Genomic DNA, 13,939 nt, shown 5'->3' with positions numbered 1-13,939 from the left:
AAGAGGGCCGCAGGAAGGTGTCCGCGGGGAAATGCAGCACGGGCTCGGGCGTGTGTCTACTACGTTAACCGGGTTCCGGGAGTGTAATCCGGCCAATACTGCCCGAAGAGGTGGATCTTGTTTAAATCAATTGTGACTTTCGTACGATACGTAGACGCGGTGAACCGCAGGATCGGTAAGCTGGTCATGTATCTGGTGTTCGTGATGATGGCGATACTTCTGTACGCCTCGTTGTCGCGGACGATTTTCAACTCGCCGGTCATCTGGGCCGTGGAAATGGCACAGTTCACCATGGCGGCCTACTACCTGCTGGGCGGTGGTTATTCACTTATCCTCAGAGGCCATGTCCGCATGGACGTGCTCTATACCAGGTGGTCCGAAAGAACCCGAGCAATCGTTGATTCGTTCACCAACATTCTGCTCATCGTCTATCTGCTCGTCCTGCTGTACGGCAGCATTTCCAGCACGGTGTACTCCATCGAGTACGGCCAGACCAACTACTCGGCCTGGGCGCCGCCGCTGGCCCCCATCAAGATCATCATGGTCATCGGCATCGTCCTGATGCTGTTGCAGACCATATCACGCTCCATCAAGGACATCTGCAGAGCAAAGGGTATTGATGTGGCTGAAACGTTTGGAGATTACCTGCCATGAGCCACGAAATGATCGCCCTTTTGATGTTCTCCAGCCTGCTGCTTCTGCTGCTGACAGGTCAGCGGGTCTTCGGAGTGGTGGGCTTTGTCGGCGCGGTCGCATCCCTCTTCCTGTGGGGCGACGGCGGCGCGGAGATGCCCTTCAACGCAAGCATCGTGCTGCTCAACTGGTTCCCCATGCTCACGCTGCCCCTGTTCATCTTCATGGGCTACATACTTTCGGAATCAGGAATCGCGGACGATCTCTATAAAATGTTGCACGTGTGGATGGGACCGCTACGCGGCGGCCTGGCCATAGGCACGGTCGTGCTCATGGTGGCCATCTCGGCCATGAACGGCCTGAGCGTAGCGGGAATGGCCATCGGCACAAGTATCGCGCTGCCGGAGATGCTCAAACGTGGCTACGACAAGAAGATGGTCACGGGCGTCATCCAGGCCGGCAGCTCGCTCGGCATCATGGTGCCGCCCAGCATCGTGCTCGTGCTCTACGGCATGATCGCCAGACAGCCCGTGAGCCAGCTCTGGCTGGCCGGCGTTTTGCCCGGCCTGCTCTTCGCCGTGCTCTTCATCGGCTACATCGTCATCCGCTGCTTCATCCAGAAGGATCTGGGCCCGGCCCTGAGCGCCGAGGAACGCGCGCAGATCACCTGGAGCGAGAAGATGCGGCTCCTGCGCGCCGGCGTGCTGCCGCTGATCATCGTCTTCACCGTGACCGGCTTGTTCATGATGGGCGTGACCAGCCTGGTGGAAAGCTCGGCTGTGGGCGCGGGAGCCGCGACCCTGGCCGCCCTCGCCAACCGGCGGCTGAGCTTCAAGGTGCTCGATTCGGCCCTGCACAAGACGCTGTCCGTGAGCTGCATGTTCATGTGGATCATTCTGGCGGCCCTGTGCTTCGGCGCGGTATTCGACGGCCTGGGCGCCGTGCACGCCATCGAGATACTCTTCCTGGACGAGTGGGGCCTCAGCCCCTGGGGCGTTCTCATCATGATGCAGGTCTCCTACATCATCATGGGCATGTTCCTGGATGATACGGCCATGCTCGTCATCGTGGCGCCACTGTACATCCCGCTGATCATCGAGCTGGGCTTCAACCCGGTCTGGTACGGCGTGCTGTACACGGTTACCTGCCAGATCGCGTACATGACCCCGCCGTTCGGCTACAATCTGTTCCTCATGAAGGCCATGGCCCCCAAGGAGGTGACGCTGGTGGACATCTACGGCTCCATCGTTCCGTTCGTTATCCTCATGGTTATCGGCCTCGGCCTCGTCATGGCGTTCCCGCAGATCGCCCTGTACCTGCCGCAGCTGTACTTCGGCGGTTAGTGGACAGCTTCGTTGGATGCTCCGCGCCCGCTGAAGTACGGTGGGTGCGGACGCCTCCGGCGTACGTCCCGGCATAGAGCGCAAACTACACGACACAAGCCCAACCGGAGAAAGGAACGATGACCCTGCGCGAACTGATGGCCAAGGCCACGCCGCTGCGATCGGGCGACGTGCTGGCCGGCATAGCCGCGTCGTCTGAGGAAGAGCGCGTTCAAGCGCAGATGAAGCTCGCGGACGTGCCACTCAAGAAATTTCTGAACGAATGCGTGATCCCGTACGAAAAGGACGAGGTCACAAGGCTGATTATCGACGGCCATGACGCCGAAGCCTTTGCCCCGGTGAGCAGCTTCACCGTGGGCGACATGCGGGACTGGCTGCTCACGGACGCGGCCGATACGGCAGCGCTGCAGGCGCTGGCCCCTGGCCTGACTCCGGAGATGGTCGCTGCTGTCTCCAAGCTGATGCGGCTTCAGGATCTCATTCTCGTGGCTTCCAAGTGCGAGGTGGTTACGCGCTTCCGCAACACCATCGGCCTGCCCGGCCATTTCTCGGTGCGGCTGCAGCCCAACCACCCCACCGACGACCTGGAAGGCATCGCCGCCTCCACCCTGGACGGTTTGTGCTACGGCTGCGGCGACGCGGTCATCGGCATCAACCCGGCCACGGACAACCTGGAGAACATCTCGCGGCTGTTGTGGATGCTCGACATGATCATCCAACGACATGAAATCCCAACGCAAAGCTGCGTACTGACACACGTGACCACCACCATGGAGGCCATCGCGCAAGGCGTGCCCGTGGACCTCTGCTTCCAGTCCATTGCCGGCACGGAGAAGGGCAACACCAGCTTCGGCATCTCCCTGGCCATGCTCCAGGAAGCGTACGAGGCCACGCTCTCGCAACATCGCGGTACTGTTGGCGAAAACGTTATGTACTTCGAGACAGGGCAGGGCAGTGCGCTCTCGGCCAACGCCCACGGCGGCGTGGACCAGCAGACCATCGAGGCCCGCACCTACGCCGTGGCCAGAAAGTTCAAGCCATTGCTGGTGAATACGGTTGTCGGCTTCATCGGACCGGAGTACCTATTCAATGGTAAACAGATCATACGCGCCGGCCTGGAGGACCATTTCTGCGGCAAGCTCCTGGGGCTGCCCATGGGTGTGGACGTCTGCTACACGAACCACGCCGAGGCCGACCAGGACGACATGGACGCGCTCTTGACCCTGCTCGGGACGGCCGGCTGCAATTATGTCATGGGCATTCCCGGTGCAGACGACATCATGCTCAACTACCAGTCCACATCGTTCCACGATGCGGCGTATCTGCGTAAGCTTCTGGGCAAGAAGCCGGCGCCGGAGTTTGCCGAGTGGCTGGAGCGAGCGGGCGTGCTGGACCCCACGGGCAACCTGCGGCCCATCGAGGGCGGCAACACGCTGCTGGCCCTGCCCGAGAACCTGCCGACTGACTGACGCGCTAAGAGACCAGAATATTTAGGATATAAAGCATGGCCAAGAAACAATCGCACGTCACGCCGGACATGTGGAGCGAGCTCAAGCGGTTCACGGATGCGCGGATCAGCCTGGGCCGTTGTGGCTGCAGCCTGCCGCTTTCGGAAAGTCTTTCCTTCAAGCTGGCCCACGCCCAGGCACGGGATGCGGTGTGGAGCCCTTTCAATATTGACGAGCTGGCCGGAGAGATCGAGGCTCTGGGGGGGAGCTGTCTGCGGCTTGCAAGCAGCGTGGAGGACCGCAGCGAGTACCTCACCCGGCCGGACAAGGGGCGGAAGCTCAGTGACGATTCACGTAGGCGTCTGGAATCGCAAAGCAAGGGGTATGATCTCTGTATCGTGGTCAGCGACGGCCTCTCCTCCCGCGCCATCCACGAGAATGCGGCCTCGTTTCTGGAGTCCTTCCTGATTCTCAGCCGCAACGTGGGGCTGCGCGTGACCCCGGTCTGCCTGGTGGAGAACGGCCGTGTGGCCATTGCCGACGAGATCGCGGCCATTCTGAAGGCCAGGCTTTCGGTCATCCTCATCGGTGAACGGCCGGGCCTGAGCTCGCCCAACTCCATGGGCATTTACATGACCTACGCGCCAAAGCCGGGCGCAACGGACGAGTCGCGCAACTGCATCTCCAACGTGCGCACCGGCGGCATGACTGTCGACGCCGCCGTGCAGAAGCTGGCCTATCTGGTGGAAACGGCGTTCCACATGCAGACATCGGGCGTGGCGCTCAAGGACAAGATGGCGCAGGACTACCTGCCGTACAGCGGTATCCAGCCGGCGCTGAAGGGCTGACGCCGCAACCGGTCGCGCGGCGGCGTCGCGAACCCTGGGGGCCTGAGGCACGGATTCTTGTCTATTTTTCTGGACACAATTGAACACGGGGCACAGACTTTCATGTCTGTGCCGTTGACTTTTGTGTCTAGTATTCTGGACGGAGTTCTCAGGAATGGGGCGCGTAGCCACGATGCCGGGCATCACAAGTGCGGCACGTAGATCGAGTCCGGTGCATCGGGCGGGGCCCCGTGCAGGCGCGAAAGCAGGGCGATGGCTTCGGCGGCGTTTCTGGGCATTGCCGGACGGAAGGCCCGGTCGGCCATGTCGAGAAACGCCGCCACCATGCTGGGGTCGAGCTGGGTGCCTGATGCATGCCAGAGCTCCTCAAGGGCGTCGGCCATGGACATGCCGGGCCGGTAGGGCCTGTCCTGCACCATGGCCGAAAGCGAGTCGGCAACGGCGAGCACGCGTGCGCCGGCTGGAATGTCCCGGCCGTCCAGACCATCCGGGTAGCCCCGGCCGTCCCAGCGTTCGTGGTGGTGCAGAATCATGCCGGCGATGCCGGACGCGCCGTTGAGCGCCGCCACCGGGGCGACGATCTGCGCGCCGATGACCGGATGCCGCCGCACCTCGGCCCACTCGTGCTCGTCCAGCTTGCCGGGCTTGCTCAAGATACTATCCGGCAGACCGATCTTGCCGATGTCGTGCAGGTGGCCGGCAATGTGGATGGCCCCGGCCCGTTTGGGCGAGAAGCCGAGCTCCAGAGCCAAGCCGTAGGCCACGACCGCGACCTGCTCAGAGTGGTCTTTGGTGCAGTGGTCCTTGGCGTCCATGGCGTTGCCCAGGGACTCCGCAAATTGGTGGATGGACCGGCAGAGCGGGCTGCACGGCGGCGTAATCACGCGTTGCGACACGGTCCGGCCGGTCTTCAGGGCTGGCGCCTGGGCGCCTGCGGGTTCTTGTTGATTCAGTGTCAAGATATAGCCCATCACGAGCCTGCCTGAACATGTGTCACTGTTTTCTCTCCGGAGTTCATGGTGCCGCGAAGCGCGTTGTAACGGCCCTCACGGCCATGTCTAGTTGAAAATGATTATCACAGTCAAGAAGGAGTGATATGAAAAATTACCCAGGGCAGGGGACCCCGATCTTAAAAAAGAGAAGAAAAATACGAAAAGAGATTGACAATGATTCTCAATCCCATTTATATCTCTTCCACACAGCGCGGCACTCATCCGCCGACGCCTACGCCGCTCGGGGCGGCTGTCTCACATAACAAATCCCGTCACACCCCGTCATTCGGGCCATGGATTGTTCGAGACCTCATCCGGTAGCGCAAAAAACCGTCCACGCCGCCCCGCGAACCCAATACGTACCAGGAGAGTTTCCACCATGCTGATGGACACGCAAAAAAATCTCACCGAGACAGCACCCAAGCGCAAACGCGTCTGGGAGCTTGTCGATCTGCAGTGCCCGATCATCGGTACATGTCTGACCATCGGCGAGCTCCGTAAGATTGCCCGCCAGGCCAACGTGGATTTTCCGGAGGGCGTCTCGGAGTTCGATATCCACAGCTACTTCGTCTCAAGCTGCAAGGAGCCCACGCGGGCCGCACGGCTTGTGTCCAAAAAGTTGGACAAGAAGTTCGCGGCCAAGCTGCGCCGTTACAACGCATGCAAGGAGGACGATTCCCTGCGCGCGCTCTGGCGGGAGGATCGCGAACACGGCGACATCCCCGGACCGTTCTGGGCCGTGCTCTCCCATGCGCATGCCACCATAGAGCTGCGGACCGAGGTTTTCAGCGAGGTGCACATGCTCTCCCACCTGGTTGGCGCGGCCAACCGGGCGGACATCCGCCGTCTGTCCATGCTTGAGGCCGAGCAGGAGCGGTTGCAGTTCACCATATCCAAGATGAAGCATGTGTTCGCCAAGCGCGTGGCGACGTTGCGTGAAGAGCGCGACGCCCTGGCCGACGAGGCGATTGCGCTCCGGCGCGAGCTCCGCTGGCGCGGGGACAAGGCGTCCGCGCCGTCGCAGGAGAACGCATCCGGCAATATCTTTGACGAGTACGAGCTGGAGACGCTTCGCCGGGAGCTGGAGGAGGCGAAGCGCGAGCGTAACGAGGCCGTGAAGCTGCTGGAGGCCGAGTCGCGCCGCCTGGAGTATCTGGAGTCGGAGCGCCGGGAGCTGGCCGCGGAAAACGCCGTGCTCGAAGGGGAGATCGCCCGGATGCTCGAAAAGCCGGGAGGCTGTCCGGACGGCTGCCCCGAGTCCTGCAGCGGCTGTCCCTGTCCGGACCTCTGCGGCATGTGCGTCCTCTATGTGGGCGGCCGCACCGGCCTTGTGCCGCAATACCGCGCGCTGGTGGAATCCCGCGGCGGCACGCTGATCCACCACGACGGCGGCATGGAGGAGGCCTCCAAGCGGCTGGAAAGCTTCCTGGCCCAGGCCGACGCCGTGGTCTGCCCGGTGGACTGCGTCAGCCACGAGGCATGCACCATCGTCAAGTCGTTCTGCAAACGCTCGCTCAAGCCGTGCTTCATGATGCGCACGGCCGGAATATCTTCATTGGCCAAGACCGTCTCATGCCTGCCGGAGCAAAGCTGCGATCGCGGCGCGTACGTGATGCCGGTTCTTGGTGCTAATCCTGAATCATCCTGTTGAAAATCATATCCAAGGAGTTTCAAATGGTTATGCACTCTTCTATTTCGTCGGCCGGCTGCCTGCGAGCGTTCTTTAAAAAATCGCTGATGGGTTCGGATGCGAACAAACAATGCGCCAAGGCAAGCGCCCCGCGGGCGGGAGAAGAGACCGCAGCGCAGGAGCGCGGGCGCGAGTCGCCTGCTTCCAGCAGGTAGTATTTTTCATCGAGATGAGTCTTCCTCCGGAGAGGGCCGGAGGGGATGGACGGCGCGGCGCGATGGTTGCCGGCAGGGAGCGTTCCTGCCGGGGCCAGGGGGTCGCCGGGTCGTCGATAAAACGGCCGTCCCAGGCAGGACCGTTTCAGGAACATATTGGGGTGGTCGTATAGCGGAGGCCGCGGTACGGATTCTGGGCAAGGGGATCCGGACCGCGGCTTTCCTTATTTTGGGAGAGGCCCTGTCCCGCGGGCAGGCTTACTTCGCGGCCCTCTGTGCGGCCTCCTGCCGCAGGATGCGTTTGCGCATATATACATAGATGCGCCAGTAGTTGAAGACGCCCCCGGTGAAGAAGAGCACGCTGCCGATGAGGTACTGCCACGCCAGGAAGGCGTAGAGCGTGGTTTTGTCCGCCGGGTTGTGCAGGTGCCACAGGTACGGCACCGAGGCCACGGTGAAGAGCAGCGAGCCGGCCACGAACGTGACGGCCGTGTAGTTCATGAGCTGCAGGGTGAGCATGCCCTCGGCTTTGACGATCCGCGTGATGTTTATGGACGCGCCGAGCACGAAGAGCAGGCTGCCGATGACAAAGCACCACGCCCCTGCGGTGCTCCAACCCACCCAGGAGAGAAAGAAGATGCTGCCCACGGTGAAGAGGATGGTGCCGAAGAGGTAGCTGGCGGCGGAGGTGACCTCCTGCCGTCTATCCCGTTTGTGGCTTCTCTTCTTTTTCCAGTGGAGGCGGACCTCTGCCATGTCGTGGCCGGTGACGACCAGATAAAGCAGTGAGCCCACGAAGAAGGTCCAGGCGCCGATGTCCTGATACTTCTCAAGCGCCGGGAAGAAGAGGATGCTGCCGATAATGAAGACCAGCCCGCCCGCCTTGTAGACAAAGGCGTTGATGGTTTCCCAGACGAACTGGGTGTGGAGTTCCTTGCTTTCCCTGGCCAGGTTGTAGAGCCGCGGCCGGCTGATGAACAGATGGGGCATGAGTCCGGCTTCTCCAGGTCGAGGGTTTAGGCGCGTTGCAGGCGCAGCATGTCGTCAGGACTCTTTGACGGGAGCGGCTCTCCTGCGGGCGCCGAAGATGGCGGCCAGCGGCTCGGCGGTAAAGCCGTGGGCGAAGACACTGAGGATGATGGTGCAGACCGTGGTCATGAGGATGGTCCTGCCGCCGGGCAGCTTCTCCTCCAGAACGATGATGGCGAAGACGATGCTGGCCAGACCGCGTGGCCCGAACCAGCCGATGAAGAGCCTGGAGCCGCGGTTCAGGTCCATGTGTCTGAGGCTCAGCCACACCGGCAGCATTCGGAACAGCGTCAGGCTCAGCACCGCGTAGATGAGATACCGCCACTCGAAGCCTTCCACAGCGATGCTCACCACGGCATAGCCGAAGGCCACCCAGGTCACGACGCCGAAAATGTCGCCGGCGTCCACGGCGGCGGAGAGCATCAGCTTCTTGTGGGGCTGGGCCAGATAGCCGAAGAGCAGGCCGCCAGTGAACGAGGCGATGAACCCGCTGCCGCCCAGCCACTGCGCCGTGGCGAAGCAGGAGAGGGCAAGAGCCATGCCCGTGAGCTGGGACCACTCGTCGGAGATCCAGCCCTGTTTCTTGCTGATGTTCACCGCCAGAACGCCCAGCAGTGTGACCGAGGCGCCTGTCACGGCGCCGATGCCGATCTCCTCCAGCACCAGCCTGAGCGCGAGCCCCAGCGGCGCGATGTGCCCGGTGGTGTCCACGGACAGGACCAGAAAGATGAAAAGAAAGGGCACGCAGATGCCGTCGTTGAGGCCGCTTTCCACATTGAGGCCGTCGCGGATGTCCGCCGGCACCGCTGCGTTTTCCACCACCGGCTGTCCCAGGGCGGCGTCCGTGGGCGCGAGCATGGTGGCCAGCACGGCTGCCTCCAGCAGGGTCAGGCCGGGAAAGATGACCGCAGCGCCAAGGAATCCCAGCAGAATGGTCAGGGGCAGGCCGATGAGCAGGAGCCGTCGGGGCAGCTTGGAGCTGGATCGGAGCACGTTCAGGTCGGCATTGGCCGCGTCCGTAAACAGCACCAGGGCGAGGGTCAGCTCCGCAAGGCCGCGCAGCACATGGGCCGATACCGTGCGGGGCGGCAGCCCCAGGAAGGGCGCGCTGAGCAGCAGGCCGAACAGGACGTAGACGATGGGTCCCGAGATGGGCGTGCGCTCCAGCCGGCCGGCCACGAGGCTGTAGAAGAATATGAACAGGGCCACCAGGGCCAGGTGCTCGTACATGTGCAGTTTCCTTTGTCCGCGGCGCGTCATCGCGTCGCCATGGGTCCCGGACCTTATTCATGCCTGAAAGATCGGGTAAAAGCCAACCCGGTTCATGGAACGCGACCCATCGTGCGCGGAAAACTCAGGAAACCGGGTGCCCCATCTGGAAACGGCGAGACACGGCCGGCGAAAAGGGCTCAGGCCGGCGGAAAATGGATCGGACGTTGTTGCAGCTCATCGAAAAGTGCGCGCCACAGGAGATGAGTCCAGCAGGCGACCAGTACGCCGAGCACCGCGCCGGCCAGCACGTCCGAGGGGTAGTGCATCAGCGCAAAAACACGGCTGACCCCCACCAGCACGGCCAGCAGGTAGGCCGGAACGGCCACGCCGCGCCACAGCAGCGCGATTCCCGTGGCCAGTGCGAAAATCCGTGTGGTGTGACCGGAGGGGAAGGAGTTGCGCACAAAGGCCTGGGTGAACCAAGTGAAGCCGAACTGATGGTCCTTGAACAGGAGCTCGGGCCGGCAGCGGCCGAAAACGAACTTCACGCTCTCCACCATGGCGATGGCGAAAAGCGCTGTGAGGCAGAGGAAGAGCAGATGGCGCGCCCAGGGCCGGGGGGAACGGCCTGCGAGGTTGGCGCAGCAGACGCAGAACCCGATGGCGGTGAACGCGAAGAATACGGTGTGGTCGGCCAGGTAGCTGATTCCCCGGGCCCAGGCGTGCACAGGCGTGTGCTGCATCCCATGCGCGAACCACGCCGCCGGTCTGTCCAGAAACGTATACATGACCAGGACCAGGGCAGCCGTCGTGAGCACAACCAGGGCGGTGCGTAGTGCGAGTCGGGAACGTTCGGAGGTCATTGGTTATTTGCATAGCCCGGCGCAGGGATGAGGGCAAGAGGGTGGCCATCATGCAAGGGTCTGCGCCCCAGTCTGTTCTTGCTCCTTAGTTCTTGTTCCGGGGGCGGATTTGACAAGAAGACCGTCCCTGGCCTAATACTACACAAAGAGAAAGCTAACTATATATATGAGTAGTAACCATGAGTGACTCGATTCTGACGCGGGCGTTGCTGGTGGTGGACGCCATCAGCCGCAGCTCCCAGGGATTGCGCTTTTCCGAGGTCCAGACCCTGCTCGGTTCGCCCAGCCCCTCCACGGTGAGTAAGATTCTGCGGGAGCTGTCCCAGGCGGACGTCATCGCCAAGGGGCCAGAGGGCCGCTACCTCCTGGGCATGAAGGCCTACTTCTGGGGCAAATCCGCAGCCTCCAGCCGTGGCCCTTTCCGGTTCATCCGCGAGGAAATGGCCACGCTGCACGATGCGTTCGAGGCGTCGGTCAACCTCTTCACCTGCTCGGACGAGCACATGTTCTGCCTGGAGAGCATCATGTCGCCGGAGTCACCGTCCCTGTGGCCGGCGGGCAAAGGGCTCAAGCTCCAGCTTCCGGTTATCGGCTCCATCTTTTTCTTTAGCCGGGAGCAGCTGGATGACGAGGTGTTTCTGCAGGCCGAGTGCGAGCGCCACCGCCCGCGGCTCCAGGTGGCCGACGTGCGCCGGATGATCGAAGACGCCAGGGAGACCGGAATCCAGCGGGATGCCGGGCTCTTCTATCCGGGCATCATCCGCATGGCTGTGCCGCTGGTGGACCAGGGCCGGGTCACCATGGTGCTGGGGCTCGGCGTGCTGGAGGCCAGGCAGGAGCAGGCCGATGGCGTGGAGCATATCGCCGTCGCGTTGCAGGACGCCAAGGCGCGCATCGAAGACGCCATGAATCCCTAGCAGAACGCAAGCAACAAAGGAGCAGCATCTATATGGCCCAGGACAGGCCGAACATTCTGATCATCCAATGCGACCAGCTCGCCGCCTCGGCCCTGCCGTGCTACGGCAACGAGGTGACCAAAACCCCGCACATGGACAGCATCGCCGAGGGTGGGGTTGTCTTCACCAGTGCGTACTGCAACAGCCCGCTGTGCGCGCCGTCGCGGTTCTCCATGATGGCCGGGCAGTACCCCTCGCGCATCGGCGCCTGGGACAACGGCGCCGAGTTCCCGGCGGACATCCCCACATTCGCCCACTACCTGCGTGTGAACGGCTACCGCACGGCACTGTGCGGCAAGATGCACTTTGTGGGCGCCGACCAGCTGCACGGCTTCGAGGAGCGGCTGACCACCGACGTCTACCCGGCCGACCACGGCTGGACCCCGGACTGGACCAGGCCGGAGCACCGCTTCGACTGGTGGTACCACAACATGGACAGCGTGACCCAGGCCGGCCACAACGAGCGCGCCAACCAGATCGATTTTGACGACGAGGTGGGCTTCCGCGCCGAGCGCCACATCCTGGACATGGCCCGCAGCAAGGACTGCCGGCCGTTCTGTATGGCCGTTTCCTTCACCGACCCGCACGACCCGTACGTCTGCCCCAGGGAGTATTGGGACCGTTACGACCACGACGCCATCGACATGCCGAGCGTGGGCCATATTCCGTATAAGCAGTGCGACCCGCACAGCAGGCGGCTGCGCCAGGCCTACGGCATGGGCGAGGGCGAGATGGACGAGGCCGACATCCGCAACGCACGCCACGCCTACTACGGGCAGATAAGCTTTCTGGACGACAAGATCGGCCGCATCCTCAAGGCCTTGGACGACACAGGTTTGCGGGAAAACACCGTGATCATCCTCACCGCCGACCACGGCGACATGCTGGGCGAGCGCGGCCTGTGGTACAAGATGTCGCTGCTGGAAGGCTCGGCCCGCGTTCCTTTTATAATGAACGGCACGGGCTTCATGTCCGGCACGGTGGATACGCCGGTCTCCCTGGTGGATCTCTTGCCCACGCTTCTGGACTTGGCCGGCGCGCCGGAGCTGGACGATCCCGCGGACACCATGGACGGCCGCAGCCTGCTGCCCCTGGCGCGGGGGGAAGAGGAGCCGGACCGCCCGGCCGTGATCAGCGAGTACATGGGCGAGGGCTCCATCGCGCCCATGGTGATGATCCGCAGCGCTCGCTACAAGTACATCCATTGCCCAGTGGATCCGCCGCAGCTCTTTGATTTGCAGAATAATCCGCACGAGCTGACAAACCTGGCCCAAGATCCTGAACATGCGGAGCTGGCCGCCGATTTCGAGAGGCGCGTACGCGAGCACGCCGACGTCGAAGCCGTGGAGCGCCGGGTGCTGGCCAGCCAGAAGCGCCGCCGCACGGTGTTCCGGGCGCACATGGAGGGAGCGCGCACCCCTTGGGACTACCACCCGCCGTGCCGTGCCGCGAACCAGTACATGCGCAACCACCTGGACCTGAACGACGTGGAGGCCGGGGCGCGCCTCGTCTGCAAGTAAGCGAATCCGCACCGACGTGGATCTGCTGTAGCTGAAAACGACCGAACCAACGCCGGCCGGGCGCTTCCATTGCATGAGGCGTCCGGGCCGGCCGAACGATCGTATGCACCAGCCCTTTTCCCTGCTCATCAAGCCGGCGTCCGCAGACTGCAACCTGCGCTGCGACTACTGCTTCTACCTGGACAAGGCGGCGCTGTACCCCGAGTCCGGGAAGCACCGCATGAGCGAGGAGACCCTGCGCGCCATGCTGGCCCGGTACTTCGAGACGGAGCAGCCCGTGTACTCCATGGTCTGGCAGGGGGGCGAGCCAACGCTGATGGGCGCACCGTTCTACAAGCGGGTCACGGCGCTGCAGCAGGAGCTGGCCCCGCGTGGCGCGCACATCGCCAACAGCATCCAGACCAACGCCACCATGGTGGGCGAGGCGCTGGCCGCGCATCTGGGCCGGTACCGCTTCCTGGCCGGTTGTAGCATCGACGGCCCAGCTGATCTGCACGACGTGAGCCGCAGGACCGCAGGGGGCAAGCCCTCCCACTCCCGGGTACTGCGCGGCGTGCGCATGCTGCAGAAGTACCGCGTGCCGGTGAATGCAGTGACCCTGGTCTCTGCCGCCAATGTGCGCGAGCCGCTGCGGGTGCATCGCCATTTGCTGGAGCAGGGCTTCCGCCACATCCAGTACATCCCCTGCGTGGAGCTGGACGAGCAGGGCGAGCCTTTGCCCTGGTCCATCACCGGGGCGGAGTGGGGCCGCTTTCTGGAGGCCGTGTTCGAGGAGTGGTACGCGGCCGCGGACTGGGGTGTGTCGGTGCGGAACTTCGAGTCCGTACTGGCCCGTCTTGCCGGGATGGGCAGTGGGGAATGCCGGCTGTGCGAGCGCTGCGACCAGTACCTGGTGGTGGAGCACAACGGAGATATCTACCCGTGCGACTTTTTCGTGGATAAGGCACACTGGCTGGGAAACGTGCACGACACGTCCCTGCGCGATGTGCGCGAATCGCCGGCATATGCGGCGTTTTTCCAGGCCAAGTCCCGAATTCCCGAGCCCTGCTCGGCGTGCGAGTTCTTGCGCGTCTGCATGGGCGATTGCCCCAAGTTCCGCACGGGCGAGCAATTCAATAAACGCAGCCGGTTGTGTGATGGCTGGCAGTATTTTTTCATGGCCACCAGGGAGCGGTTCCAGAGCATGGCCCGTTCCATAGCGCTGCGGGCAGCCTAGAGGCGTTCGTCTCGCTGCATCCGTCCACAGCTGG

The 13,939-nt window shown here is 63.0% G+C and carries 12 protein-coding genes; 8 read left to right on the top strand and 4 right to left on the bottom strand.

Going from position 1 to position 13,939, the window contains the following annotated elements; genetic code table 11:
- The first annotated feature begins 186 nt into the window (after positions 1-186).
- The 4 genes from E8L03_RS12750 (at position 187) to eutC (ending at position 4,272) form a co-directional block, all read left to right on the top strand.
- Entirely contained in the window at positions 187-654 is a 468-nt protein-coding gene (locus tag E8L03_RS12750; protein WP_144306840.1) for a TRAP transporter small permease subunit, read from the top strand.
- Positions 651-1,976: a TRAP transporter large permease gene (locus E8L03_RS12745; RefSeq protein ID WP_144306784.1), complete on the top strand. Its 1,326-nt coding sequence runs from the start codon at positions 651-653 to the stop codon at positions 1,974-1,976. Before E8L03_RS12750 ends, E8L03_RS12745 begins: the two co-directional genes overlap by 4 nt.
- 119 nt (positions 1,977-2,095) lie before the next feature.
- Positions 2,096-3,445 carry an ethanolamine ammonia-lyase subunit EutB gene (locus E8L03_RS12740; protein ID WP_171267553.1) on the top strand — a complete coding sequence of 450 codons (1,350 nt, stop codon included), beginning with the start codon at positions 2,096-2,098 and terminating at the stop codon, positions 3,443-3,445.
- 35 nt (positions 3,446-3,480) lie between these two features.
- Positions 3,481-4,272, top strand: a complete 792-nt coding sequence (gene eutC, locus E8L03_RS12735; RefSeq protein ID WP_171267552.1) for an ethanolamine ammonia-lyase subunit EutC — start codon at positions 3,481-3,483, stop codon at positions 4,270-4,272.
- A gap of 182 nt (positions 4,273-4,454) precedes the next feature.
- On the opposite strand, the gene E8L03_RS12730 is transcribed toward eutC, so the two are convergent.
- Positions 4,455-5,243 carry an HD-GYP domain-containing protein gene (locus tag E8L03_RS12730; protein WP_144306781.1) on the bottom strand — a complete coding sequence of 263 codons (789 nt, stop codon included), beginning with the start codon at positions 5,241-5,243 and terminating at the stop codon, positions 4,455-4,457.
- A gap of 400 nt (positions 5,244-5,643) precedes the next feature.
- On the opposite strand from E8L03_RS12730, the gene E8L03_RS12725 reads away from it, so the two are divergent.
- Positions 5,644-6,915 carry a DUF2325 domain-containing protein gene (locus tag E8L03_RS12725; protein ID WP_171267551.1) on the top strand — a complete coding sequence of 424 codons (1,272 nt, stop codon included), beginning with the start codon at positions 5,644-5,646 and terminating at the stop codon, positions 6,913-6,915.
- 452 nt (positions 6,916-7,367) lie between these two features.
- On the opposite strand, the gene E8L03_RS12720 is transcribed toward E8L03_RS12725, so the two are convergent.
- The 3 genes from E8L03_RS12720 to E8L03_RS12710 all read right to left on the bottom strand — a co-directional run bounded on the left by E8L03_RS12720 (position 7,368) and on the right by E8L03_RS12710 (position 10,213).
- Complete coding sequence (locus E8L03_RS12720) at positions 7,368-8,099, bottom strand: YrhK family protein (protein ID WP_144306779.1); 732 nt, start codon at positions 8,097-8,099, stop codon at positions 7,368-7,370.
- A gap of 54 nt (positions 8,100-8,153) precedes the next feature.
- A complete protein-coding gene (locus tag E8L03_RS12715) occupies positions 8,154-9,368 on the bottom strand; it encodes a cation:proton antiporter (protein ID WP_171267550.1) in 1,215 nt (404 codons plus the stop codon).
- A gap of 179 nt (positions 9,369-9,547) precedes the next feature.
- Complete coding sequence (locus E8L03_RS12710) at positions 9,548-10,213, bottom strand: phosphatase PAP2 family protein (RefSeq protein ID WP_171267549.1); 666 nt, start codon at positions 10,211-10,213, stop codon at positions 9,548-9,550.
- A gap of 179 nt (positions 10,214-10,392) precedes the next feature.
- Between E8L03_RS12710 and E8L03_RS12705 the strand changes: the two genes are divergently transcribed.
- The 3 genes from E8L03_RS12705 to E8L03_RS12695 all read left to right on the top strand — a co-directional run bounded on the left by E8L03_RS12705 (position 10,393) and on the right by E8L03_RS12695 (position 13,905).
- Positions 10,393-11,130, top strand: coding sequence for an IclR family transcriptional regulator (locus tag E8L03_RS12705; protein WP_171267548.1), 738 nt, complete (start codon positions 10,393-10,395; stop codon positions 11,128-11,130).
- A 32-nt stretch (positions 11,131-11,162) separates the two neighbouring features.
- Positions 11,163-12,689, top strand: a complete 1,527-nt coding sequence (gene betC, locus E8L03_RS12700; protein ID WP_171267547.1) for a choline-sulfatase — start codon at positions 11,163-11,165, stop codon at positions 12,687-12,689.
- A gap of 103 nt (positions 12,690-12,792) precedes the next feature.
- The gene (locus E8L03_RS12695) at positions 12,793-13,905 is read left to right on the top strand and encodes an anaerobic sulfatase maturase (protein ID WP_171267546.1); all 1,113 of its coding nucleotides are present in this window, start codon (positions 12,793-12,795) and stop codon (positions 13,903-13,905) included.
- Positions 13,906-13,939 lie beyond the last annotated feature (34 nt).

Origin of the sequence: Oceanidesulfovibrio marinus, from assembly GCF_013085545.1 — a bacterium.
GTDB lineage: Bacteria > Desulfobacterota > Desulfovibrionia > Desulfovibrionales > Desulfovibrionaceae > Oceanidesulfovibrio > Oceanidesulfovibrio marinus.
The sequence above is the reverse complement of the archived record's forward strand: the minus strand, read 5'-3'. Positions and strand labels throughout refer to the sequence as shown.

Excerpts from the sequence above, each read along its gene's own strand:
- E8L03_RS12720 (WP_144306779.1), bottom strand. The coding sequence starts at position 8,099 with ATGCCCCATCTGTTCATCAGCCGGCCGCGGCTCTACAACCTGGCCAGG.
- E8L03_RS12750 (WP_144306840.1), top strand. The coding sequence starts at position 187 with ATGTATCTGGTGTTCGTGATGATGGCGATACTTCTGTACGCCTCGTTG.
- E8L03_RS12695 (WP_171267546.1), top strand. The coding sequence starts at position 12,793 with ATGCACCAGCCCTTTTCCCTGCTCATCAAGCCGGCGTCCGCAGACTGC.
- E8L03_RS12745 (WP_144306784.1), top strand. The coding sequence starts at position 651 with ATGAGCCACGAAATGATCGCCCTTTTGATGTTCTCCAGCCTGCTGCTT.
- E8L03_RS12710 (WP_171267549.1), bottom strand. The coding sequence starts at position 10,213 with ATGACCTCCGAACGTTCCCGACTCGCACTACGCACCGCCCTGGTTGTG.
- E8L03_RS12730 (WP_144306781.1), bottom strand. The coding sequence starts at position 5,243 with ATGGGCTATATCTTGACACTGAATCAACAAGAACCCGCAGGCGCCCAG.
- E8L03_RS12725 (WP_171267551.1), top strand. The coding sequence starts at position 5,644 with ATGCTGATGGACACGCAAAAAAATCTCACCGAGACAGCACCCAAGCGC.
- betC (WP_171267547.1), top strand. The coding sequence starts at position 11,163 with ATGGCCCAGGACAGGCCGAACATTCTGATCATCCAATGCGACCAGCTC.
- E8L03_RS12715 (WP_171267550.1), bottom strand. The coding sequence starts at position 9,368 with ATGTACGAGCACCTGGCCCTGGTGGCCCTGTTCATATTCTTCTACAGC.
- eutC (WP_171267552.1), top strand. The coding sequence starts at position 3,481 with ATGGCCAAGAAACAATCGCACGTCACGCCGGACATGTGGAGCGAGCTC.
- E8L03_RS12705 (WP_171267548.1), top strand. The coding sequence starts at position 10,393 with ATGAGTGACTCGATTCTGACGCGGGCGTTGCTGGTGGTGGACGCCATC.
- E8L03_RS12740 (WP_171267553.1), top strand. The coding sequence starts at position 2,096 with ATGACCCTGCGCGAACTGATGGCCAAGGCCACGCCGCTGCGATCGGGC.